This is a genomic window from Pseudomonas californiensis, from assembly GCF_021147775.1.
GTDB classification, from domain to species: Bacteria; Pseudomonadota; Gammaproteobacteria; order Pseudomonadales; family Pseudomonadaceae; genus Aquipseudomonas; species Aquipseudomonas californiensis.
Map to the genome: position 1 here is coordinate 13,146 of NZ_JAGTPK010000038.1, position 19,126 is coordinate 32,271.

The 19,126-nt window shown below is 60.7% G+C and carries 20 protein-coding genes; 7 read left to right on the forward strand and 13 right to left on the reverse strand.

What is annotated here, in order from left to right; genetic code table 11:
* The first annotated feature begins 20 nt into the window (after positions 1–20).
* Complete coding sequence (locus KDX37_RS24680; RefSeq protein WP_231655688.1) at positions 21–2,291, forward strand: molybdopterin guanine dinucleotide-containing S/N-oxide reductase; 2,271 nt, start codon at positions 21–23, stop codon at positions 2,289–2,291.
* Between the two features lie 4 nt (positions 2,292–2,295).
* Here KDX37_RS24680 and KDX37_RS24685 read toward each other — a convergent pair whose 3' ends face one another.
* From KDX37_RS24685 to KDX37_RS24700, 4 genes are read right to left on the reverse strand one after another with little or no spacing between them, the layout of a single operon-like run.
* Entirely contained in the window at positions 2,296–3,477 is a 1,182-nt protein-coding gene (locus tag KDX37_RS24685; RefSeq protein ID WP_231655690.1) for an acyl-CoA dehydrogenase family protein, read from the reverse strand.
* A gap of 53 nt (positions 3,478–3,530) precedes the next feature.
* A complete protein-coding gene (locus KDX37_RS24690) occupies positions 3,531–4,520 on the reverse strand; it encodes an ABC transporter substrate-binding protein (protein WP_231655691.1) in 990 nt (329 codons plus the stop codon).
* A gap of 57 nt (positions 4,521–4,577) precedes the next feature.
* The gene (locus tag KDX37_RS24695; protein WP_231655693.1) at positions 4,578–6,161 is read right to left on the reverse strand and encodes a rhodanese homology domain-containing protein; all 1,584 of its coding nucleotides are present in this window, start codon (positions 6,159–6,161) and stop codon (positions 4,578–4,580) included.
* On the reverse strand, positions 6,158–6,766 hold the full coding sequence (locus tag KDX37_RS24700) for a cysteine dioxygenase family protein (RefSeq protein ID WP_231655695.1): 609 nt from the start codon (positions 6,764–6,766) through the stop codon (positions 6,158–6,160). The genes KDX37_RS24695 and KDX37_RS24700 overlap by 4 nt, the downstream gene beginning before the upstream one ends.
* A 209-nt stretch (positions 6,767–6,975) precedes the next feature.
* Here KDX37_RS24700 and KDX37_RS24705 point away from each other — a divergent pair, with 209 nt between their 5' ends.
* Positions 6,976–7,881 (forward strand): LysR family transcriptional regulator, encoded by a 906-nt coding sequence (locus KDX37_RS24705; RefSeq protein WP_231655697.1) that lies wholly within the window; start codon positions 6,976–6,978, stop codon positions 7,879–7,881.
* Positions 7,882–7,937: 56 nt separating this feature from the next.
* On the opposite strand, the gene KDX37_RS24710 is transcribed toward KDX37_RS24705, so the two are convergent.
* Entirely contained in the window at positions 7,938–9,026 is a 1,089-nt protein-coding gene (locus KDX37_RS24710; protein ID WP_231655698.1) for an LLM class flavin-dependent oxidoreductase, read from the reverse strand.
* Positions 9,027–9,284: 258 nt separating this feature from the next.
* Here KDX37_RS24710 and KDX37_RS24715 point away from each other — a divergent pair, with 258 nt between their 5' ends.
* The 4 genes from KDX37_RS24715 (at position 9,285) to KDX37_RS24730 (ending at position 12,267) form a co-directional block, all read left to right on the forward strand.
* Positions 9,285–10,139 carry an ABC transporter permease gene (locus tag KDX37_RS24715; RefSeq protein WP_231655699.1) on the forward strand — a complete coding sequence of 285 codons (855 nt, stop codon included), beginning with the start codon at positions 9,285–9,287 and terminating at the stop codon, positions 10,137–10,139.
* Positions 10,140–10,141: 2 nt separating this feature from the next.
* Positions 10,142–10,999: an ABC transporter ATP-binding protein gene (locus KDX37_RS24720; RefSeq protein WP_231655701.1), complete on the forward strand. Its 858-nt coding sequence runs from the start codon at positions 10,142–10,144 to the stop codon at positions 10,997–10,999.
* Between the two features lie 39 nt (positions 11,000–11,038).
* The gene (locus KDX37_RS24725; RefSeq protein ID WP_231655703.1) at positions 11,039–11,341 is read left to right on the forward strand and encodes a SelT/SelW/SelH family protein; all 303 of its coding nucleotides are present in this window, start codon (positions 11,039–11,041) and stop codon (positions 11,339–11,341) included.
* A gap of 92 nt (positions 11,342–11,433) precedes the next feature.
* Positions 11,434–12,267, forward strand: coding sequence for a UDP-2,3-diacylglucosamine diphosphatase (locus tag KDX37_RS24730; protein WP_231655705.1), 834 nt, complete (start codon positions 11,434–11,436; stop codon positions 12,265–12,267).
* Between the two features lie 32 nt (positions 12,268–12,299).
* Here KDX37_RS24730 and KDX37_RS24735 read toward each other — a convergent pair whose 3' ends face one another.
* Both KDX37_RS24735 and KDX37_RS24740 read right to left on the reverse strand, forming a co-directional pair.
* Positions 12,300–12,611 (reverse strand): DUF962 domain-containing protein, encoded by a 312-nt coding sequence (locus KDX37_RS24735; RefSeq protein WP_231655744.1) that lies wholly within the window; start codon positions 12,609–12,611, stop codon positions 12,300–12,302.
* Between the two features lie 62 nt (positions 12,612–12,673).
* The gene (locus tag KDX37_RS24740; protein ID WP_231655706.1) at positions 12,674–14,128 is read right to left on the reverse strand and encodes a TrkH family potassium uptake protein; all 1,455 of its coding nucleotides are present in this window, start codon (positions 14,126–14,128) and stop codon (positions 12,674–12,676) included.
* 173 nt (positions 14,129–14,301) lie between these two features.
* On the opposite strand from KDX37_RS24740, the gene KDX37_RS24745 reads away from it, so the two are divergent.
* Entirely contained in the window at positions 14,302–14,862 is a 561-nt protein-coding gene (locus KDX37_RS24745) for a nitroreductase family protein (RefSeq protein WP_231655708.1), read from the forward strand.
* 8 nt (positions 14,863–14,870) lie between these two features.
* Here KDX37_RS24745 and KDX37_RS24750 read toward each other — a convergent pair whose 3' ends face one another.
* The 6 genes from KDX37_RS24750 to KDX37_RS24775 all read right to left on the reverse strand — a co-directional run bounded on the left by KDX37_RS24750 (position 14,871) and on the right by KDX37_RS24775 (position 19,065).
* A complete protein-coding gene (locus KDX37_RS24750) occupies positions 14,871–16,220 on the reverse strand; it encodes a sensor histidine kinase (RefSeq protein WP_231655709.1) in 1,350 nt (449 codons plus the stop codon).
* 95 nt (positions 16,221–16,315) lie between these two features.
* Positions 16,316–16,789, reverse strand: coding sequence for a Spy/CpxP family protein refolding chaperone (locus KDX37_RS24755; RefSeq protein WP_231655711.1), 474 nt, complete (start codon positions 16,787–16,789; stop codon positions 16,316–16,318).
* A 136-nt stretch (positions 16,790–16,925) separates the two neighbouring features.
* Complete coding sequence (locus KDX37_RS24760) at positions 16,926–17,603, reverse strand: response regulator transcription factor (protein WP_231655713.1); 678 nt, start codon at positions 17,601–17,603, stop codon at positions 16,926–16,928.
* Positions 17,604–17,610: 7 nt separating this feature from the next.
* Entirely contained in the window at positions 17,611–18,021 is a 411-nt protein-coding gene (locus KDX37_RS24765; protein ID WP_231655714.1) for a translation initiation factor 2, read from the reverse strand.
* 137 nt (positions 18,022–18,158) lie between these two features.
* Entirely contained in the window at positions 18,159–18,467 is a 309-nt protein-coding gene (locus tag KDX37_RS24770; protein WP_231655716.1) for a YciI family protein, read from the reverse strand.
* A 1-nt stretch (position 18,468) separates the two neighbouring features.
* A complete protein-coding gene (locus KDX37_RS24775; protein WP_231655718.1) occupies positions 18,469–19,065 on the reverse strand; it encodes a septation protein A in 597 nt (198 codons plus the stop codon).
* Positions 19,066–19,126: the final 61 nt, after the last annotated feature.

Genomic DNA, 19,126 nt, shown 5'->3' on the forward strand with positions numbered 1-19,126 from the left:
CTTGATCAGGAACCCTCACCATGAGTTTCACTTCGCTGCACTGGGGCACGTACCAACCGCATGTGGTGGACGGCAAGCTGGAGGCTTTGCAGCCTGCACCATGGGACAAGGATCCTTCGCCAATAGGCGAATCGGTTGCCGCCGCCATTACCTCGCCCACGCGCATCATGCGACCCGCCGTACGCCGCAGCTTTCTTGAGAAAACCTGCGCGCATCCCGAGTGGCGAGGGCAAGAACCGTTTGTCGAAGTGTCCTGGGAGGTAGCGCTCGACCTGGTGGCCAGCGAGCTGAACCGGGTCAGACAGGCGCACGGTAATCAGGCGATCTTCGGCGGCAGTTACGGCTGGGGCAGTGCAGGGCGCTTTCACCATGCACAAAGCCAGTTGCACCGCTTCCTCAACTGCATCGGCGGTTACGTGTCCAGCACCGACAGCTACAGCCTGGGCGCGGGGCGGGTGTTGATGCCGCATATTGTCGGCAACATGGACTGGCTACTGGCGGCACACACTTCCTGGAAAAACCTCGCTGAGCATTGCGAACTGTTCGTCGCGTTCGGCGGCCTGCCTGCCAAGAACGCCCAGACCAGCCCCGGCGGAGCCAGCGATCATCTGCTCGCCGATGCACTGACGCAAATGTCCGAGACCGGTGTGCAGTTCGTCAATGTCAGCCCGTTGCGTGATGACCTGACAGGTCCGGTGCATAACGAATGGCTCGCGGTGCGTCCAGGCAGCGACACCGGGCTGATGCTGGCGCTGGCCTACGTGTTGATCACCGAAGGCTTGCATGATGACGCGTTCGTGCAGCGCTACACCGTTGGCTATGAGCGCTTTCGCGATTACCTGCTGGGCCATGTCGATGGTCAACCCAAGGACCCGGCATGGGCCGAAGCGTTGACTGATATTCCCGCGTCGCAGATCGTCGAGTTGGCGCGCCGTATGGCGAGCAAGCGTACCCTGATCAACGTCGCCTATTCATTACAGCGCTCGATTCATGGCGAACAGCCGTTCTGGATGACCGTGACGCTGGCCGCCTTGCTGGGCCAGATCGGCTTGCCCGGCGGTGGCTTCGGTCTGGGTTACGGCTGCATGAACAACACTGGCAGCGGACGCAAGGCGTTCTCGGGGCCGCGGTTCTCCCAAGGCAGCAACCCGATCAAGGCGTTCATTCCGGTGGCGCGGGTCACCGACATGCTGCTGCATCCCGGTACGCCGTTCGACTACAACGGCCAACAGCACACCTATCCGGATATCAGGCTGGTGTACTGGGCTGGGGGCAATATCTTCCACCACCACCAGGACCTCAATCGATTGCTGGAGGCTTGGCAGCGCCCGGAAACCATCGTCGTTCACGAACAGTTCTGGACCGCTCAGGCCAAATATGCCGACATCGTGTTGCCCGCAACCACGGCGCTGGAGCGCAACGATATCGGCAGCTCGGCGTCTGATCGCTTCATGGTCGCCATGCAGCGGGCCATTGAGCCGGTGGGCGAGGCGCGCGACGATTATTCGATTCTGACCGAGCTGGCCGAGCGTCTGGGTGTGGCTCAGGCGTTCACCGAAGGTCGCGACGCCGACGCCTGGCTGCGTTTTATCTACGATGAATCTCGCGGACGGGCCGAGACATTTGGCATCACGCTGCCGGACTACGAGCAGTTCTGGCGCGATGGGCTACTGGAAATCGATTACCCCGACACGGACGTGGTGTTGCTCCAGTCTTTTCGTGACAATCCGGACAAACATCCGCTGCCGACACCATCAGGCCGCATTGAAATCTTCTCCGAGCGCATCGCCGGTTTTGGCTATGCCGACTGCCCGGGTCACCCGGTTTGGCTCGACAAATCCGCGCCAACGCATCCCTTGCACCTGCTCTCCAATCAGCCGAAAACCCGCCTGCACAGCCAGTATGACCATGGCAGTTACAGTCGGGCGTCGAAGATTCAGCAGCGCGAGCCGTTGACCCTCAACCCGATTGACGCAGCGGCACGGGGTATCGTCGATGGCGACGTGGTCAAGGTGTTCAACGAGCGCGGGGCGTTTCTGGCGGGGGTGATTGTGTCCGACGCCATTCGGCCTGGTGTGGTGCAGATCGCGACGGGCGCCTGGTTCGATCCGCTGGTCCACGGCGAACGCGGCAGCCTGGAAAAGCACGGCAACCCCAACGTCATCACGCAGGACGTCGGCGCTTCCAGCCTGTCACAGGGCTGCTCGGCGCAGACAGCGTCGGTGGACATCGTGAAGTGGGATCAGGCGTTGCCAGCGGTGACAGCTTTCGAGCCGCCACCGATGATCTGATGGCTCAAATTGCAGGCGTGCGGCCAGCGAAGGCCGCTTTGCCCACGCCGATCAGAACTGCATCGTTTTGCGGGGTATGAACCCTCCCGCACACCACGTTGCGGTAATGGCGCTGCAAGGGATTACTGCGGGACAGCCCCGGATTACCCGACGCTTCAATCGCCAGCTCCACGGCACGTATCGCGTTGTTGGTCACCAGGTATTTGATCTGCGCAGCGTGTGCGGCAGGCGTCAGGCCGTGCGTGGCTGACTGCAGCAATGTGCGGTTGGCAAACAGCAATGTATCGATCTGCCCGACGACTTCCTGGAAGCGCGGCAGGGTCGAAAGCGCGGCGCCGAGATTGGACGGCTTGCGCTGTTGCAGCCAGTGCACCAGCCAGTCACGGGCGGACTGAGCGATGCCGTCGTACACCGATGACAACAGGACTGACATCCAGAGCAGGCCGCTGGCATCCAGATCGGACTGCGGTGCGCTCCACGGGCTGACACTGACCGCCTGGTCGAGCGGCACCAGCACGTCGTCGAAGCGGATTTCGTGGCTGTTGGTGGCGCGCATGCCCAAGTGGTCCCAGTCCTCGATGATGCGAATACCCGGCGTGTCCTTGTGCACCAGCCACGTACCAACCAGCGGGTCGTCATCATCACTGCGCGCCCACACGGCGAACCAGGTCAGGCCGTGACTGCCGGTGGAATAGATCTTGGTGCCGCTGATGCGCCAGCCTGCGGTGGTGCGGCGCGCGAGGGTGCCGGGTAACCCGCCACGCGCCGGCGTACCCAGGTCCGGCTCGACACGCAGAGCGTTGATCAACGCACCGTCGCGGACCGCCTCTTCGGCAACCCGCACGCGCAGGTCGCGAGGCCAGTTTGTGTTGTCTTGCAGGCGTACGTGCTGCAAGTACTGCATCACCAGAATCAGTGCGGTCGACGGCTCGCCGCGTGCCACCGCGCTGATCACTTGTTGTGCCTGCGCCAGCTCGGCGCCGCCGCCACCCAGCTCGGTCGGCACCGTGAGGCCCAGCAGGCCGTGACTGTGCAGCAGGCGGAAATTGGCATGCGGAAAGTCTGCGCTGGCGTCGTAATGTTCGGCGGTTTCGGCCAGTGTGGCGGTCAGCCCTCGCAAGCGTATGGCGAACTCATGTGCCGATTCCTGCAGGTCATGCTGTTGGTGAAATGATGAGCGTGTCATGCGGGGTCCTTTTCGCAATGTGCAGCAGGGCCGAGTGTGACTGAATGGGCGGATCACTTTACGGCAGCCTGGGCCACCTGCGCCCGTGACGCGTTGAAGCTTTCATCGAAGCCAGTGGACACATCTATGGGCTTGTTGATGATGCCTTCGGCCAGGTAGGTGTCTGCGGTGGCTTGCAAGCCCTGGATGATTGCATCGTCAATCGGCGTGCGCTGCATTTTGGTAGCCTTGGCGACTGCCAGATGCACCTCCAGCGGCAATCCGGTGACCTTCGCCTGCGCCGCCGCATATTCCTCGGGGTGAGCGTTGGTCCAGTTGAAAGCGCGTTCGACCCGCGCGACGAAGTCGTCCAGTTGTGCACGCTTGCCGTCGATCGCCTTGCGCGTTGCCGCCAGATACAGGTGATTGCTCAGCAGCTCGCTGCCGCTGACCAGCACACGCGCATTGCTTTGGGTAATGGAAATCGTGGTGTACGGGTCCCAGGTTGCCCAGGCATCCGCGTCGCCGCTGTCCAGCAGAAGGCGTGACTCGCTCGGCAGCAGGTTGATGAACGTCACATCACTGGTCTTGAGCCCGGCTTCATGCAGCGCACGAATTGCCAGATAGTGACCGATGGAGCCTCGTCCGGTGACGATGCGCTTGCCCTTGAGGTCGGCCACGGTCTTGATCGGCGAGTCTTTCGCGACCAGCACAGCGGTGGTGAAACGCCCTTGCGCGTGAGTGATGCTGACCACTTTCAGCGGTGCGCCAGCACCGAGTGCGAACACGTACGGCGCATCGCCCAAGGCGCCTATGTCCACGGCACCAGCGTTCAGCGCCTCGCCCAGCGGAGCAGCTGACGGGAACTCGGAAAACTGGATCTCGTAGGGCGCATTCTTGAGCTCGCCGGAAACCTGCAACAGCACCTTGAGCAGTGATTTCTGATTGGCGACCAGCAACGGCGCCTGCTCGGCTGCCAGCGCCTGTTGGCCCGCCAACAGGCTCAGCAACGTGCCGAACAGCAGACCTTTGAGGGGCCGGGGAGAGGTGAAAAAAAGCGGCATCGGACTGTTTCTCCAGATTTGACAGACGTATGTGAGCGCAGGTGGTGCAGCAAACCGTCAGATCACCTGAAACCCATGGGTACCGTCACGCTCCAGCTGAACCACCAGCCCGTACTCCCAGTCCAGATACGCCTGCATGGCATCGCGTGGCGCGTCGACACCCTCATAAGGACGGCGATAACGGTCGATTCGAGGTGAAGCAAGGCGGCTTTCGCCATGCTCCAGCGCCAGTCCGGCCTTGATCCAGTTGGCAGTGCCACCGGCGAGCACAAACACCGGCCGCTCGGTCAATGCCTCGATGTCGGCCACGGCAAAGCGCGCCAACCGGCTGCTGCCGCAGGTCACTACATAACGGTCGGCAGCAGGCACCTTGGCCAGGGCCTGTTTGAGGTCGGCGCGCAGGGCCCACCAGGCACCGGGTATGTGCTGCTTCACGTAGTTGGCGCTGGCAGTGAAGTCCAGAACGGCCACGTCACCTTGCGTCTGCCATTGCACCAGCGTCTCTACAGTGATTTCTTCCACCTGTGACGGTGCAGGGAACGGCGCGTCCCAATCGCCCTGTTCGCTGAACGCAGCAGCGGGCAGACCATCGATGACTGATACGTCCCAGCCCAGTTGTGCCAGCCAGGACGCCGACATGTTGGCGCGTACGCCGTCGTCGTCCACCAGCGCGATCCGCGCGCCGCGCACACTGGCGAAGTGATCGGTTTCCTGAACCAGTTGCCCGCCGGGTGTCGAGCGCGAGCCTGGCAGGTGACCGTCGGCAAATTCTTCGGGGGTGCGCACGTCGAACAGATAAGTAGTGCGTGCCGTATCGGCTTGCCAGCGTTGCAGATCGGCATGGCCGGCGCGCTTCACTCCCGCCTGGTCGGCGACTTTGCGGGCGTCGGTACTGGCCGCTTCCCGGGTGTCTTCACTGACCGCGGCGAAGCGTCGGTTCTGGCCATGGTCCAGCGTCTGCCCGGCCAACAGCCAGCCGATGGTGCCGTTGCGCAGGGCGTTGATCTGATTCGGCAGCCCGGCGTTGACCAGCGATTGGGTGCCTATGATGCTGCGCGTGCGCCCTGCACAGTTGACGATGATGCGGGTGTTCGGGTCTGGCGCCAGTTCGCGGGCGCGCAACACCAGTTCAGCGCCCGGCACACTGATGCCGCCGGGGATGCTCATGGTCTGGTATTCGTCGTAACGGCGGGCATCGAGGATCACCACGTCGGCATTGTTGTCGAGCAGGGCTTTCACCTCTTCGGCGGCCAGCGACGGGGTTGCACGATGATGTTCGACCAGTTCGCCAAAGGCCTTGCTGGGCACGTTGACGTCGATGAACAGTTCGCCACCAGCATCGCTCCAGCCCTGCAGGCCGCCTTCCAGCAGTTTTACATCGCTGTAGCCCAGATGCTCCAGGCGCTGGCGGGCTCTTTCGGCCAGGCCTTCACCGTTGTCATAAAGTGTGACCGCGGTGTCACGGCGTGGCAGGCGGGAGAACACCTCAAGCTCCAGCCTGGACAGCGGAATGTTGACCGCGAACAGCGGGTGGGATTGGGCAAAGAGGGCTTCCTCGCGAACGTCCACGAGGGCCAGTTCCTGGCGGTCCAGCAGTGCCTGACGAATATCTGCGAATGATCGGGTTGCATGTGAAGTCATTGGGGTGAGTGCTCCGTCAGTGCGGCCTGAGTCGTTGGAATCACGGCGTTGGAATAGCCGGAAACAAACAGTTTTTCCGTGCCGTCGAGGTCATAGACGGCACGTTTCACGGTGCCAATGTCGGCGCCGTAGACATGAATACTGATCGACACCTGGTCGCTGAAGGCATTGCTCACCTGGTGAACGTCGTTGCTGTGCGGCGACAAGGTCTCCACGTCACCTGGTGCGAGACGGATCGACGGCCCCTGTCTGACCAGCCGACCGTCCTCACCGCGCACGAAACCCTGCGCATCTTCGGCACCGCGCAGCATGCCGATCAGGCCCCATACACGGTGGTCATGAATCGGTGTGCGCTGCCCCGGCCCCCAGACAAAGCTGACCACCGAGAACCGTTGCTGCGGGTCGGCGTGCAACAGAAATTGCTGATAACGGGTCGAGTCGGGGATCGCGAATTCTTCCGGCAGCCAGTCGTCGTGCCTGACCAGTTGAGCCAGGAGCTTGCCGCCGCGATTGAGCAGATCACCTTCGTTCGGCTTGCTGGCGATCAATTCGGCCAGCGCGTCGATAAAAGCCCCGAGTCGTTCAGGGTGTCGATTCCGGGTCATGTCCATTCCAGAGCAGAGAGATGAGAATGGTTAGATGTAAGCATAATGCGAGGATTTAATATGCTATTTTTTAATGATTAGGTTATAACGAAAACGTCTTTTGAAACGGGCTGCCTTGCCCCTTGAATGGATTGGCGGGCTATCCACGGATGGCCATTCGCACTATGCTTTTTGCCTATGTTCTCTCTCTATTTTTATGTGCGGTTCGAATGAAAATTGATGATATCGATGCGTTCGTTGCAGTGATCCGCTGCCAGTCGATCAGCCATGCCGCTGAGTCCCTGGACCTGACACAGCCGGCCATTACCCGACGGGTACAGAATTTCGAGCAGGCGTTGGGTGTCGAGTTGTTCGACCGCAACACCAAGCCGCTCAAGCCGACGTCGATGGGCCTGCAGGTTTACCAGAAGTGCCTGTCGATCATGCGCGAGATGGACGCGCTGCGAGAGTTGGTGGCGCGCGATACGCCGCCGAGCGGGCTGTTGCGTCTGGGCGTGCCGCAGACCATTGGTGATGTGGTGTTGCTCGACGCTCTCAAGCAACTGCGCGGCGAGTTTCCCGACCTGCGCGCACAAGTGATCACCGGCTGGGGCAGTCACCTGATCGGCAAGATCGAGAACGGCGAACTGGACGCTGCAGCCGCGCTGTTCCCGGCAGGCAAGATCTTCCCTGACAATATCGTCGGCCAGTCGCTGGGCAAGATGGAACTGGTGGTGGTCTGCGCCAAAGGCTCGCTGCCAAAAAAGGTTGGCAAGCTGGCGGACTGTTACGAGCACGGCTGGGTGCTCAACCCGGACGGTTGCGGTTTTCGTGCCGGCCTGCAACGCACCCTGACCGATCAGGGCCTGAGCATGAAGGTCAACCTGGAAACCTTCGGCACTGAATTGCAGCTCGGGTTGGTGGCAGACGGCATGGGGCTGGGCCTGGTGCCGCGCCCGTTGCTGGAACGCAGCATCCATCGGGAGCAACTGGCCGTCTTGCCGCTCAAGGATTTCAAGCCGGTGATGGACCTCTGGCTGTTCTACCCGCGCTTCCTGGGCAATCTGCAAGCGCCGGTCGAAGCGTTCGGCGCACTGGTGGCCCGCTCGCTCAAACCGGTCGCGGTCGCCGCCTGAGTTCAACCAGCGGGCAGTCATGTCAGACTCGCCCGCTTCGACGCACCAGTGCTCAGTCAGGCGACCTGTTCACGGGCCTGACGCTCGCGTTGCGCGACCAGCTCGCGGGTCAGCGGGATCAATTTTTTGCCGTAGTCGATGGCGTCTTCCAGCGGGTCGAAACCACGAATCAGAAAGGTGGTGATCCCCAGATCGTAGTAATCGAGCAACGCTTCGGCGACCTGTTCTGGCGTTCCGACCAGCGACGTGGAGTTGCCCTGTGCACCGAGCAGGCCAGCGATGCCGGTCCACAGCCGCTTGTCCAGACGCGAACCCTGCGCAGCCGCCGCGAGCAAACGACGGGAGCCCTCGTTCGGCGGCTCGCGACGGACAAAACCGTTGCTCTCGGCCAGCACCCTGGCCTTTTCCAGAATGCTGTCAGCACGGGCCCAGGCCTGTTCTTCGGTGTCCGCCAGAATCGGTCGCAACGACAGGCTGAACCGAATGGTGCGGCCATGCTTCGCAGCTTCCGCGCGCACCTGTTTCACCACATCGCGCACCTGCTCATAGGTTTCACCCCACAACGCATACACGTCGGCGTGTTTGCCGGCCACGGCGATGGCTGCGGGCGACGAACCGCCGAAGTACAACGGGATGTGCGGCAGTTGCGGTGATTTGACCTGTGAGTGCGCGCCTTCGAACTGGTAATAGGTGCCGTTGTGATCAAAGGGCGTGTCGCGGGTCCATTCCTGGCGCACCACGCTCAGGTATTCGTCGCTGCGCGCGTAGCGTTCGTCCTTGCCGATGTAACTGCCGTCGGCCCTTAGCTCCTTGTCGTCACCGCCGGTGATGATGTGCACGGCGGTGCGTCCACCATTGAAGACGTCCAGCGTTGCGAATTGACGCGCCGCGACAGTCGGCGAAATAAAGCCTGGGCGGTGCGCGATCAAAAATTTCAGTGTGCGGGTGATGCTTGCAGCGTGTGACGCTACCAGCGTGCTGTCCGGGCTGTTGGAGTGATAGGCGATCAGTGCTCGATCAAAGCCTGCCTCTTCATGAGCCCGAGCGACTTTCTCCACGTAATCGGGCTGGATGGCCGCGCCGCTGCGCGGGTGAATTTCAGATCCGGGTTGAGTGGCAATATAGCCGATGAATTCGATGCTCATGGAGACTCCTGCCAATGGTTGAGGTCCGTTCGACCTTGTCGAAGAGCACCATAAGGGCATGGGGCAGGCGCTGTGAAATTCGATTTGGGTCTAAGTTAATTATAAAAAATACGCATGATGTTGTTTGTAGGTAATCAATAAATATAACTATTAGCTTAGGCCTAAAAAGAATTTCACGCGGCGTTCTTATGCACCTAGCATGGGTCCACTCACTGTATCGGTTGATTTTTACCCGGTCCGTTCAGGAAGGATCCCTACATGTCTGAAACAACCCTCAACCCCGCTGATAGCGGTTTTCTGGTGGTCAGCAAGCCCGAAAACGCACAGGCATCGCATCAGGTGCGACGCTGGGAGGTGCCTGGCTTCGTCTTGCGCCTGCTCAGTCCCCTGGCCTTGCTGCTGCTCTGGGAGCTGGCCTCGCAAACCGGTCTGCTGCCCAGTCGTGTGATCGCAGCGCCGTCGCAGATCGGCGGTACGCTCTGGTCAATGATTGCCTCGGGTGAGCTGGCGCGTCATCTGTGGGTTTCCTTGCAGCGTGCACTACTGGGCCTGAGTATTGGTGTCAGCATCGGGGTGATCGCGGCGCTGGTCACCGGATTGTCCAAACGCGGCGAAATTGCCCTCGATTCGCCGATGCAGATGCTGCGTACCATCCCCTCGCTGGCGCTGGTGCCACTGTTCATTCTCTGGTTCGGCATTGGCGAGTTCACCAAGGTGGCATTGATCGTGATGGGCACTACCTTTCCGGTGTACCTCAATCTGTTCTCCGGCATCCGCAACATCGATCCCAAACTTATCGAAGCCGCCAATACGCTGGGCCTGAGCCGGCGAGAACTGATCTGGCACGTGATTCTGCCGGGCTCTCTGCCGTCGTTCTTCGTCGGGCTGCGCTACTCGCTCGGGATTTCATGGCTGGCGCTGGTGTTCGTCGAGCAGATCAACACCACGGCGGGTATCGGTTATCTGGCCAGCGATGCCCGGGACTTCATGCGCACCGACGTGATTGTCATCTGCCTGCTGATCTACAGCGTTCTTGGCCTTGTGATCGACGGCATCATCCGCACGCTGGAGCGCTATGCGCTGGCCTGGCGACCTACATTCGTGAGGAACTGAACATGGCAGCTCTCGACGTGCTCAACACGCATTCAAGTGTTCAATCCCCGGCAGAAAAAGCCGCTGCGGCGCCGGTACAACTACGCAACGTGGTGCGCCAGTTCGGCCAGCAGCGGGTCATCGACGGGCTGGACCTGGACATCGCACCGGGCGAGTTCGTCGCCTTGCTCGGTGCCAGCGGCTCCGGCAAGACCACTCTGCTGCGCACGCTGGCCGGGCTGGACAGCATCGACAGTGGTGAGCTGCGTGTGCCGGTGGCGCGGGCGGCGGTGTTTCAGGAGCCTCGGCTGATGCCCTGGAAAAACGCCTGGAAGAACGTGATCCTCGGCCTGCACATCAACAATGCCAAGGCCCGTGCCGAAGCGGCCCTGACGGAAGTGGGCCTGGCGCATCGCGTCAATGCGTTCCCGGCCACGCTGTCGGGCGGCGAAGCGCAACGCGTGGCGCTGGCCCGTGGCCTGGTGCGCGAGCCCAAGCTGCTGTTGCTGGACGAACCCTTTGCCGCACTCGACGCCCTGACCCGGATTCGCATGCATCAGTTGATCATCGATCTGTGGCGCAAGCACACGCCTGCCGTGTTGCTGGTCACCCACGATGTCGACGAAGCGATTCTGTTGGCGGATCGGGTGATCGTGCTCGCCAATGGGCGGATCGCTGATGAAATCCGCATCGAACTGCCGCGTCAGCGTGACAGCGGACAAGCCGGTTTCCAGGCAATTCGCAGCCGCTTGCTGGGACTGCTGGGCGTCAAGGCGCCTGAGCCTGCGCAGACCGCCGCGCAGCAGGAAACTGCATCAGAGAAAACAGGGCAGGACTCGACGCTCAGTGAGTTGCGCCGCGTCGCCAACGCCCGTCGATGATGCGTATCATGGGCGCCTGTCTTTGCGAAGGAGGCGCTCATGTCTGCCAATAAACCCGAAATCGTCATCACCTATTGCACACAATGCCAATGGCTGTTGCGTGCTGCCTGGCTGGCGCAGGAGCTGCTCAGCACCTTCAGCGACGATCTTGGCAGAGTCGCGCTTGAACCGGGCACGGGGAGCGTGTTTCGTATCAGCTGTGACGGCGTGCAGCTCTGGGAGCGCAAGATCGATGGCGGCTTTCCCGAGGCCAAGGTTCTCAAGCAGCGCGTGCGTGATCAGATCGACCCGGCGCGTGATCTGGGTCATAACGACCGGCAGGGTGCGGTAGATCCTCAATAAGCGTTTGCGCTGTCATGACATCGCCATGAGCGTGTCATATTCGATTCACCGGCATGCTGCATTGTTTGGGAAAACCTGCCGGAGGTCGTCCCATGAGCAGTGCTCAGCTCGCCAAACCCAGCCGCAAGCAACGTGTACGGACGTTGTGGATTTCCGACGTTCATCTCGGCACGCGCGATTGCCAGGCTGAGCATCTGTCTGCGTTTCTCAAGCGCTACCAGGCAGACAAGGTGTATCTGGTGGGCGACATCATCGATGGCTGGAAGCTGCGCAGCGGCATGTACTGGCCGCAGGCACACACCAATGTAATTCGTCGGTTGCTGACCATGAGTAAGCGCGGCACCGAGGTCATCTACGTCACCGGCAACCATGACGAGTTCCTGCGCCGTTATTCGAAACTCATTCTGGGCAATATACAGCTGGTCGACGAAGCCGAGCATGTCACCGCTGACGGGCGCCGCCTGTTGGTGATCCATGGCGACCAGTTCGACGTGATTACCCGGTATCACCGCTGGCTGGCGTTTCTTGGCGATTCGGCCTACGAATTTACTCTGACGCTCAATCGTTGGCTCAATCACTGGCGGGCCAAATACGGCTACGGTTACTGGTCGCTGTCGGCGTACTTGAAGCACAAGGTCAAGACGGCGGTCAGCTTCATCAGCGATTTCGAGGAGGCCATTGCCCACGAATGCGTGAAGCGCGGGCTGGACGGCGTGGTCTGCGGGCACATCCACCACGCGGAAATCCGTCAGGTGAGCGGCGTCGAATACCTCAATTGCGGCGACTGGGTGGAGTCCTGCACGGCCCTGATCGAACACCTGGACGGGCATATCGAGCTTTTCCGTCTCGCTGATGCGCACCTGCAAGCCAGCCAGCAGCCTTTGACAGAACCGGAGCCAGTGGCGGTGAGTGAGCCGGTCGCCTGACAGTACTGGCCGGTTGCTCTAACGGCAGTGCCTTAAAAAGGCACTTTGCCCAACAGCATGTCGCGGTACATGACGAAGTCGCCGAGCAAGCTGTAGAACGGGTGTTTGAAGGTGGCCGGGCGGTTTTTCTCGAAGAAGAAATGCCCGGCCCAGGCAAAGCCGTATCCCGCAATGGGCAGCAACAACAGCATCCACCAGCGACCACTGCCAATCCCGAAAGCCAGCAGAAAGATGACCAGTGAGGTGCCGACGAAATGCAGACGTCGGCTGGTACTGCTGCGGTGTTCTTCTAGGTAATAAGGGTAGAAATCGGCGAAGCGGGTGAATTGCCTGACGGTATCCATGTGCATGCCCTCGGTTCTTTCGTCCTTTATAGGACGAACACTGCGAGGCTGCAACGGCTGAATCAATGCCGCCAGAATGCCGGTACGCACAGTACCAGTACGGTGATGATCTCCAGACGACCCAGCAGCATGCCGCCGGACAGAATCCATTTCGCCGCATCCGGGAGCGTCGAAAAGTTACCCGCTGGCCCGATGATTTCACCCAGCCCCGGGCCCACTCCGGAAACCGTGCTGGCAGCGCCCGTCAATGCGGTCATCCAATCCAGCCCAAGCAACGACAGCATCAGCGCGATCAGGCAGATGGTGATGGTGAAGAAGAACGAAAAGGTCAGGATGGACCGCACGATCTCGTCATCCAGCCGGTGCCCGTTGTACTTCTGTTTCATCACCGCGCGCGGGTGAATCAGCTGATTGAGGTTGGTCTTGAGCAGAATGTAGGCCACCTGGAAGCGGAAGATCTTCACACCACCTGCCGTCGAGCCGGAACAGCCGCCAATGAACCCCAGGTAGAAAAACAGCATCAGCGAGAAGTTGCCCCACAGGCTGTAGTCGCCGAGCGCGAAGCCTGTCGTGGTCACCACAGATGTCACGTTGAGGGCCACATGGCGCAGCGCGTCGGTCCATGGCAAATCAGTCGTGTTGGCGTACCAGACGGTCATCACCAGCCAGGTGATCAGTAGCAACCCGATCAGCCCTTGTACCTGCTCATCCTTGATCAGCGCCTTGCGGTTGCCGCGCAAGGTCGCCACATACAGGGTGAACGGCAGGCTGCCTAGGATCATCACCACGATGGCCACCCAATGCACCGCCGGCTGAGGCCATTTGGCCAGCGACAGGTCCGAGGTGGAAAACCCACCGGTCGAAATCGCTGACATCGCATGGTTGATCGCATCGAACAGGCTCATGCCCGCAGCCCAGAACGCCAGGCTGCCCAGTGCGGTAAAGCCGACGTAGGCGAGCACGATGTACTTGGCCACCATGTGCGAGCGCGGCATGACCTTTTCCGAGCGGTCGGAAGATTCGGTCTGGAACAGCCGCATGCCACCAATACGCAGCAACGGCAGGATCGCGACCGCCATGCCGATGAAGCCGATGCCGCCCAGCCAGTGCAGCATTGAACGCCAGATCAGAATCCCCGGTGACATGCTGTCCAGATGGCTGAGCACGGTCGATCCGGTGGCAGTGATGCCGGACATGCTTTCAAAAAACGAGTCGGTGTAGCTGATGTGTTGGGTCAGCAGGAAGGGCAGCGCGGCAAAGATGCAGACCACCACCCAACTGGACACGGTGAGCATGTACATGTCCCGGGGGCGCAGTTGAACATGCTCGGGGCGGCCGGGAGCCACCATGGCAAGACCGGCAATAAAGGTGATGGCGCTGGACCACAGAAAAGAGCGCAGGTCTTCGACGCGGTCATAAATGACCAGCGTCACCATCGGCACGACCATGGCGACGGCCAGCGTAATCAGGAAGATGCCGATAATGAAACCGATAATACGTAGGGTCGGCAACGACATGACTGACTCGGGCTGGGCTGAAGAAAGGCGCCATTCTACCTGCGCTTGAAGGCATGTAAACCAGAGCGGACGTGGGCTGTGTCGACATTGCCTGTAAGGAATTGCCCTCTGCGCTCGTTATTGAGGTTAAACAGGCTCTAGAATGCCTGATCATATTTTTCAAGGAGACAACCATGCAGGCGCTGGACGTTTTGCTCAATCGTGTTTCGGTCCCGCGACTGGTCGACCCCGCCCCGGACGCTGCACAGCGCGAAATTCTGTTTGGCGCAGCCCTGCGCGCGCCTGATCACGGGCAGTTGCGGCCTTATCGCTTTCTGACAGTCGAAGGTTCGGCGCGTGAGCGAATGGGTGATCTGCTGGTCGAGGCGCTGGAGCAAAGCGGTGCCGAAGTGACGCCGCAGGCCTTGGAAAAGGCCCGTCTTGGGCCGCTACGTGCACCGTTGGTCGTGGTGGTCATCGCTCGGTTACAGGATCACTTCAAGGTGCCACGCAAAGAACAGCTGATTACCGCCGGATGTGCAGCCCACGGCGTGTTGCTGGCCGCTTATGCGCTGGGCGTCGGTGCGGTCTGGCGCACTGGTGAGCTGTCCTATGCCCCGCTGGTGGCGAAGGGTATGGGGCTAGAGGCCGATGAAGAGGTGATCGGCTTTCTGTACCTGGGGACGCCATTGAACCCGCCCCGCGAAGCACCGAAAGTCGACGTGGCAGGTTTTGTCAGCGCATGGCAGGGTTGATGCCGTCGTCAGACTGATGACGGATTGACGGGCTCGAGCGGCAGATCGAGGGTGGCGATGAACCCGCCCTCGGGATGATTGCCGAGTATCAGGCTGCCGCCATGGCGTTCTGCCGCGCGCTTGGCAATCGCCAGGCCCAGGCCGTGGCCCGGTGCAGTTTGGCCGGGCGCGCGATAGAAGGGTTCGCCCAGTTGCGACAGGTGTTCTTCGGCCACGCCTGGGCCTCGGTCGCGTACGCTCAGGCGCACATGGTTATCGACCCGCACAGCCTGCAGGTCGATGTTCTGTCCTGCCGGGCTGAAGCGCAGGGCATTGCGCAGCAGGTTGTCCAGCGCGCGCTCGATCATGTCCGGCCAGCCCTGCAAGGTCAGGTCACTCGGCACCTCGACCTGAATGCTGTGCTCGGCACCGTCCTGCTGCGTCTCGTTCTGCAGGCGATGCAGCAACGCGCTCAGGTCCACCGGCTCGGGGCCGCCAAAATCCGCATCCAGACGCGCCAGCGCAAGAATCTCGCTGATCAATGCTTCCAGCCGGTCGCATTCGCGACCCAGCCGTGGCCACAGCTTCTCGCGCTCGGCGGTTTCCGCACGTTCGGCCAAGGCCAGGGCAATGCGTAGCCGTGCCAAGGGCGAGCGCAGTTCGTGTGACACGTCGCGCAGCAACTGACGCTGGCTGCCGATCAGGCTTTGCAAGCGTGCGCCCATGCGATTGAAATCTGTGGCGAGCACGCCGAACTCGTCGCGACGGTTGGACAGCTGCGCCAGGCTGTGCTGCTGATAACTGGTTTGCCCCAGATCATGCACGGCGCCGCGCAAGCGACTGAGCGGACGGGTGATCGACAGGGTGACGAACAGGCTGAACAACGTCAGTACGACCAGCGCGATGCCCATCGCACTCAGCGGCCACATCAGGCTCTGACGGTGCCACTGATCGAGCTCAGGATGCGGGACACGGTAGATCAGCAAGTACGTTTCGCCGGTTTTCGAGCTGGTGTATTCAGTGGCCAGGCGCCGCCATGGCAACTTGCGGTCACCGTTTTCGTTTTCCTGCTGACGAGCTTCCAGTGCAGCGGCACGCGGCGGGAAGGTGCCACTGACCAACGGGTCGCCGTTGTCGTTGAGCACCTGAACGTCAATGCGCTTGCGGCGCTTGATGGTCTGGAGATATTCCTGAGCCGCCTCGGCGCCCTGTTCTTCGAAGCGCTGCGTCCACTTTTCAGGGATGGTCTTGAGGACCGGATGGCGATTGAGGATCCATGCGTCCTGATTGAGCATGTGGCCAACCAGAATCGACAGGCCTGCAACCAGAGCAATGGCCAGCCAGAAACTTGCCAGGATTCGCCAGAACAATGAACGCACGGTGTTTCCTCAGAAAAAAAGAAGCCCAACATGCACAGGCATGTCGGGTTCTAGGGGTTATCCGGCCCGAAGGCCAGGGGGTCAAGCCGTTTCGATTACTGGGCTTTTGCAGCTTTTTCGGCTTTCCAGGCTTTGAACTCAGCCCATTCTGCACGGCGCTGGTCCTGTTCCTTCTTGATTTCGTCGAACTGCTTCTGCTGATCAGGCTTGAGCAGGGCGCGAATATCGCTGTCGGTCTTGGTTCGCTTGGCGTCGATCTCGTCTCGCATGGCTTTCTGGTCTGCTGCGGGCAGCTTGTCCAGGTAGCGTTGTGAGATTTCGCGACGTTCGTGGCGCTGTTCACGCATCAAACGCTCTACCTGTTGACGCTGTTCGCGGGTCAGGTCCAGTTCGCCGAGTGGGCCTGGGCCCGGGCCGCGATGCATGCCAGGGCCTGGGCCACGGTCATCACGGTCAATATGCATGCCTGGTGCGTCTCGGTCAGGGCCGCCAGCGGGTGGTTGTGGCACAGCCATCGCGACGGTAGGCAGTGCAGCTGCAAACATCAGAGCGATCATGGTCTTGCGCATTGTGTAACTCCTTGTCTCTAGTGCGGCTCGTTGCCGTTGAGCCCAGTTTAGGGAGAACAAGGTCAAGCGCAGTCAGCGCTTGGTAAAGCTTGTGTAAGGGACATCGTCAGTTTGTGTCAGCTCGCAGGCGTTGATTTCAAAGGCTGTAGTAATAGCCACGGCTGCGCAGCGCCACGATTCGCGGGCGACCGTCCGGGTGAGGCCCGATCTTCTTGCGCAGGTTACTGACGTGCATGTCCAGGCTGCGGTCGTAAAGCGTGAGCTTGCGCCCCAGCGCCAGCTGCGCGAGTTCCTGTTTGTCCAACGGCTCGCCAGGCTGACGCAGCAGGGCGTCCAGCAGGCGGCTTTCGGAGACGGTCAAAGTCAGCTCTTTCTGATCGACGCTGACCACGCCGCGCATGGGGCTGAAGGTCAGGTCGCCCAGCTCCAGTTGCGTTGACGCCGCCACCGGATGGCTGCGGCGCAGGACGGCGCGCAGGCGCGCTGTCAGCTCACGCGGATCACAGGGCTTTGCCAGGTAGTCGTCGGCGCCCAGCTCAAGACCCAGAATGCGGTCCAGCGGTTCGCCACGTGCCGAGAGCATCACCACTGGAAGATCCGGGTGGTCGGAACGCAGTTGCTTCAGGAGCTCGAGACCGCTGCCATCTGGCAACATTACGTCCAGCACCACGGCTGAGGGCGCCGATTCGGCAAGGGCGGCGCGTGCGCTGTTGCCATCGTGACAAGCGCGTACCTGAAAACCTTCCTGGCTCAGCCAACTGCTCAGAAGCTCGCAGAGCTCCTGGTCATCATCAATCAGTAACAGCTCGCTCATGATCCACTCAATTTAGCCACTGCCGACGTTGCCTACGCCAGCCGCTGACGAATATACCGCACAGAAGGGCAAGCATCGCGACGCCACCCCCTGCGACGAACCATTGTTGTTGCTCGGTCAGTATGCGCGGCGGCACGGCTGACAGTGCTTCTTTGAGCTGCAACTTGAGCTTTTGGTTCTCTTGACGCAAACGGCTCACAAGCGGGCTGTCGCGGTCAGTGACCTGTGCTTGCCGGGTCAACTCTTCACGCTGACGCTCGCTCTCTTTGAGTTGTGCCTGGAGGTCTGCAATCTGGCCAGCGGCAACAGCTGAATGCGATGACGGGACGACCGTTCCGGCACTTTCTGTCACTTCGGCCCGCAACTGCGGAGCCATCGCCAGGACCACCATCAACAGACACCACCTACCTGAACGCATATGAGTTCCCTTGTCAGAGCCGTTTTTATCGGAGCTTTGAGAAGTTTGTCGGCAGCGTGTCAGGAATGATGAGCAAAGCGCGGCATTGAAGCGGGGAGGATCCCGTCCTGTTGCAGACGGGGTCCTTGCAAGCGTTTTCAGGCCGGTACGGGCAGAACCTGTTTGAACGGCTTGACAACTACATCGGCATAAACGCCTGCTTCGACGAACGGATCCGCCTTGGCCCAGGCTTGTGCAGCACTCAGCGACTCGAACTCGGCGACGATCAGGCTGCCGCTGAAGCCGGCAGGCCCAGGGTCATTACTGTCTACCGCAGGGTGTGGGCCTGCGAGTACCAGACGGCCCTCACCTTGAAGCGCGGTAATGCGCTCAAGGTGAGCAGGACGCACGCTAAGGCGTTTTTCCAACGAATTTTCGACGTCAGTGGCAATGATTGCGTAGAGCATGTCAGTCCTCGGATTTTGTCGTGGGGGCGGCGGGGTCGTTCATGTGGCGGGCCAGGTAGATCCCTTGGCCGACCAGGAAAATCAGGGTCATGCCCAGGCTGCCAAAGACTTTGAAGTCGACCCAGAATTCCTGATAGGTAAAAGCCACATAGAGATTGGCTGCACCGCAGAACAGGAAGAAGATGATCCAGGCGACGTTCAGCTTGCTCCAGATGGCGGCTGGCAGCGTCAGGGCGTGGCCCATGATGCGCTGGATCAGTGGACGATCACCAATGAAGTGGCTGCCGGCAAAGGCCAGCGCAAACAGCCAGTTGACCACCGGTGCTTTCCACTTGAGGAAGGTTTCGCTATGGAACGCCAACGTCAGGCTGCCAAACACCAGGCAGGCGACCAGCGTCAGCCACTGGCTTTTCTCCAGCTTGCGTTGCTTGACGTACAGAATGCCGTAGACCACCACCGAGCTGATGATCAGCATGGCCGTTGCGCTGAAGATTCCGCCTACCATATAGCTATGGCCCAGGATATCCACAGCGCGGGGTTCGGTTTTGTAGACGATGAAAAACAGGAGCAGCGGGATGAAGTCGATGAATTGTTTCACAATGGCAGCCAGAAGCAGGATGTGGCGGCATAATAACAAACATCAATGACCGCGAAAGCAC

Bases quoted from the DNA above. Each gene is read 5' to 3' on its own strand.
- KDX37_RS24680 (WP_231655688.1), top strand. From the start codon at position 21: ATGAGTTTCACTTCGCTGCACTGGGGCACGTACCAACCGCATGTGGTG.
- KDX37_RS24685 (WP_231655690.1), bottom strand. From the start codon at position 3,477: ATGACACGCTCATCATTTCACCAACAGCATGACCTGCAGGAATCGGCA.
- KDX37_RS24690 (WP_231655691.1), bottom strand. From the start codon at position 4,520: ATGCCGCTTTTTTTCACCTCTCCCCGGCCCCTCAAAGGTCTGCTGTTC.
- KDX37_RS24695 (WP_231655693.1), bottom strand. From the start codon at position 6,161: ATGACTTCACATGCAACCCGATCATTCGCAGATATTCGTCAGGCACTG.
- KDX37_RS24700 (WP_231655695.1), bottom strand. From the start codon at position 6,766: ATGACCCGGAATCGACACCCTGAACGACTCGGGGCTTTTATCGACGCG.
- KDX37_RS24705 (WP_231655697.1), top strand. From the start codon at position 6,976: ATGAAAATTGATGATATCGATGCGTTCGTTGCAGTGATCCGCTGCCAG.
- KDX37_RS24710 (WP_231655698.1), bottom strand. From the start codon at position 9,026: ATGAGCATCGAATTCATCGGCTATATTGCCACTCAACCCGGATCTGAA.
- KDX37_RS24715 (WP_231655699.1), top strand. From the start codon at position 9,285: ATGTCTGAAACAACCCTCAACCCCGCTGATAGCGGTTTTCTGGTGGTC.
- KDX37_RS24720 (WP_231655701.1), top strand. From the start codon at position 10,142: ATGGCAGCTCTCGACGTGCTCAACACGCATTCAAGTGTTCAATCCCCG.
- KDX37_RS24725 (WP_231655703.1), top strand. From the start codon at position 11,039: ATGTCTGCCAATAAACCCGAAATCGTCATCACCTATTGCACACAATGC.
- KDX37_RS24730 (WP_231655705.1), top strand. From the start codon at position 11,434: ATGAGCAGTGCTCAGCTCGCCAAACCCAGCCGCAAGCAACGTGTACGG.
- KDX37_RS24735 (WP_231655744.1), bottom strand. From the start codon at position 12,611: ATGGATACCGTCAGGCAATTCACCCGCTTCGCCGATTTCTACCCTTAT.
- KDX37_RS24740 (WP_231655706.1), bottom strand. From the start codon at position 14,128: ATGTCGTTGCCGACCCTACGTATTATCGGTTTCATTATCGGCATCTTC.
- KDX37_RS24745 (WP_231655708.1), top strand. From the start codon at position 14,302: ATGCAGGCGCTGGACGTTTTGCTCAATCGTGTTTCGGTCCCGCGACTG.
- KDX37_RS24755 (WP_231655711.1), bottom strand. From the start codon at position 16,789: ATGCGCAAGACCATGATCGCTCTGATGTTTGCAGCTGCACTGCCTACC.
- KDX37_RS24760 (WP_231655713.1), bottom strand. From the start codon at position 17,603: ATGAGCGAGCTGTTACTGATTGATGATGACCAGGAGCTCTGCGAGCTT.
- KDX37_RS24765 (WP_231655714.1), bottom strand. From the start codon at position 18,021: ATGCGTTCAGGTAGGTGGTGTCTGTTGATGGTGGTCCTGGCGATGGCT.
- KDX37_RS24770 (WP_231655716.1), bottom strand. From the start codon at position 18,467: ATGCTCTACGCAATCATTGCCACTGACGTCGAAAATTCGTTGGAAAAA.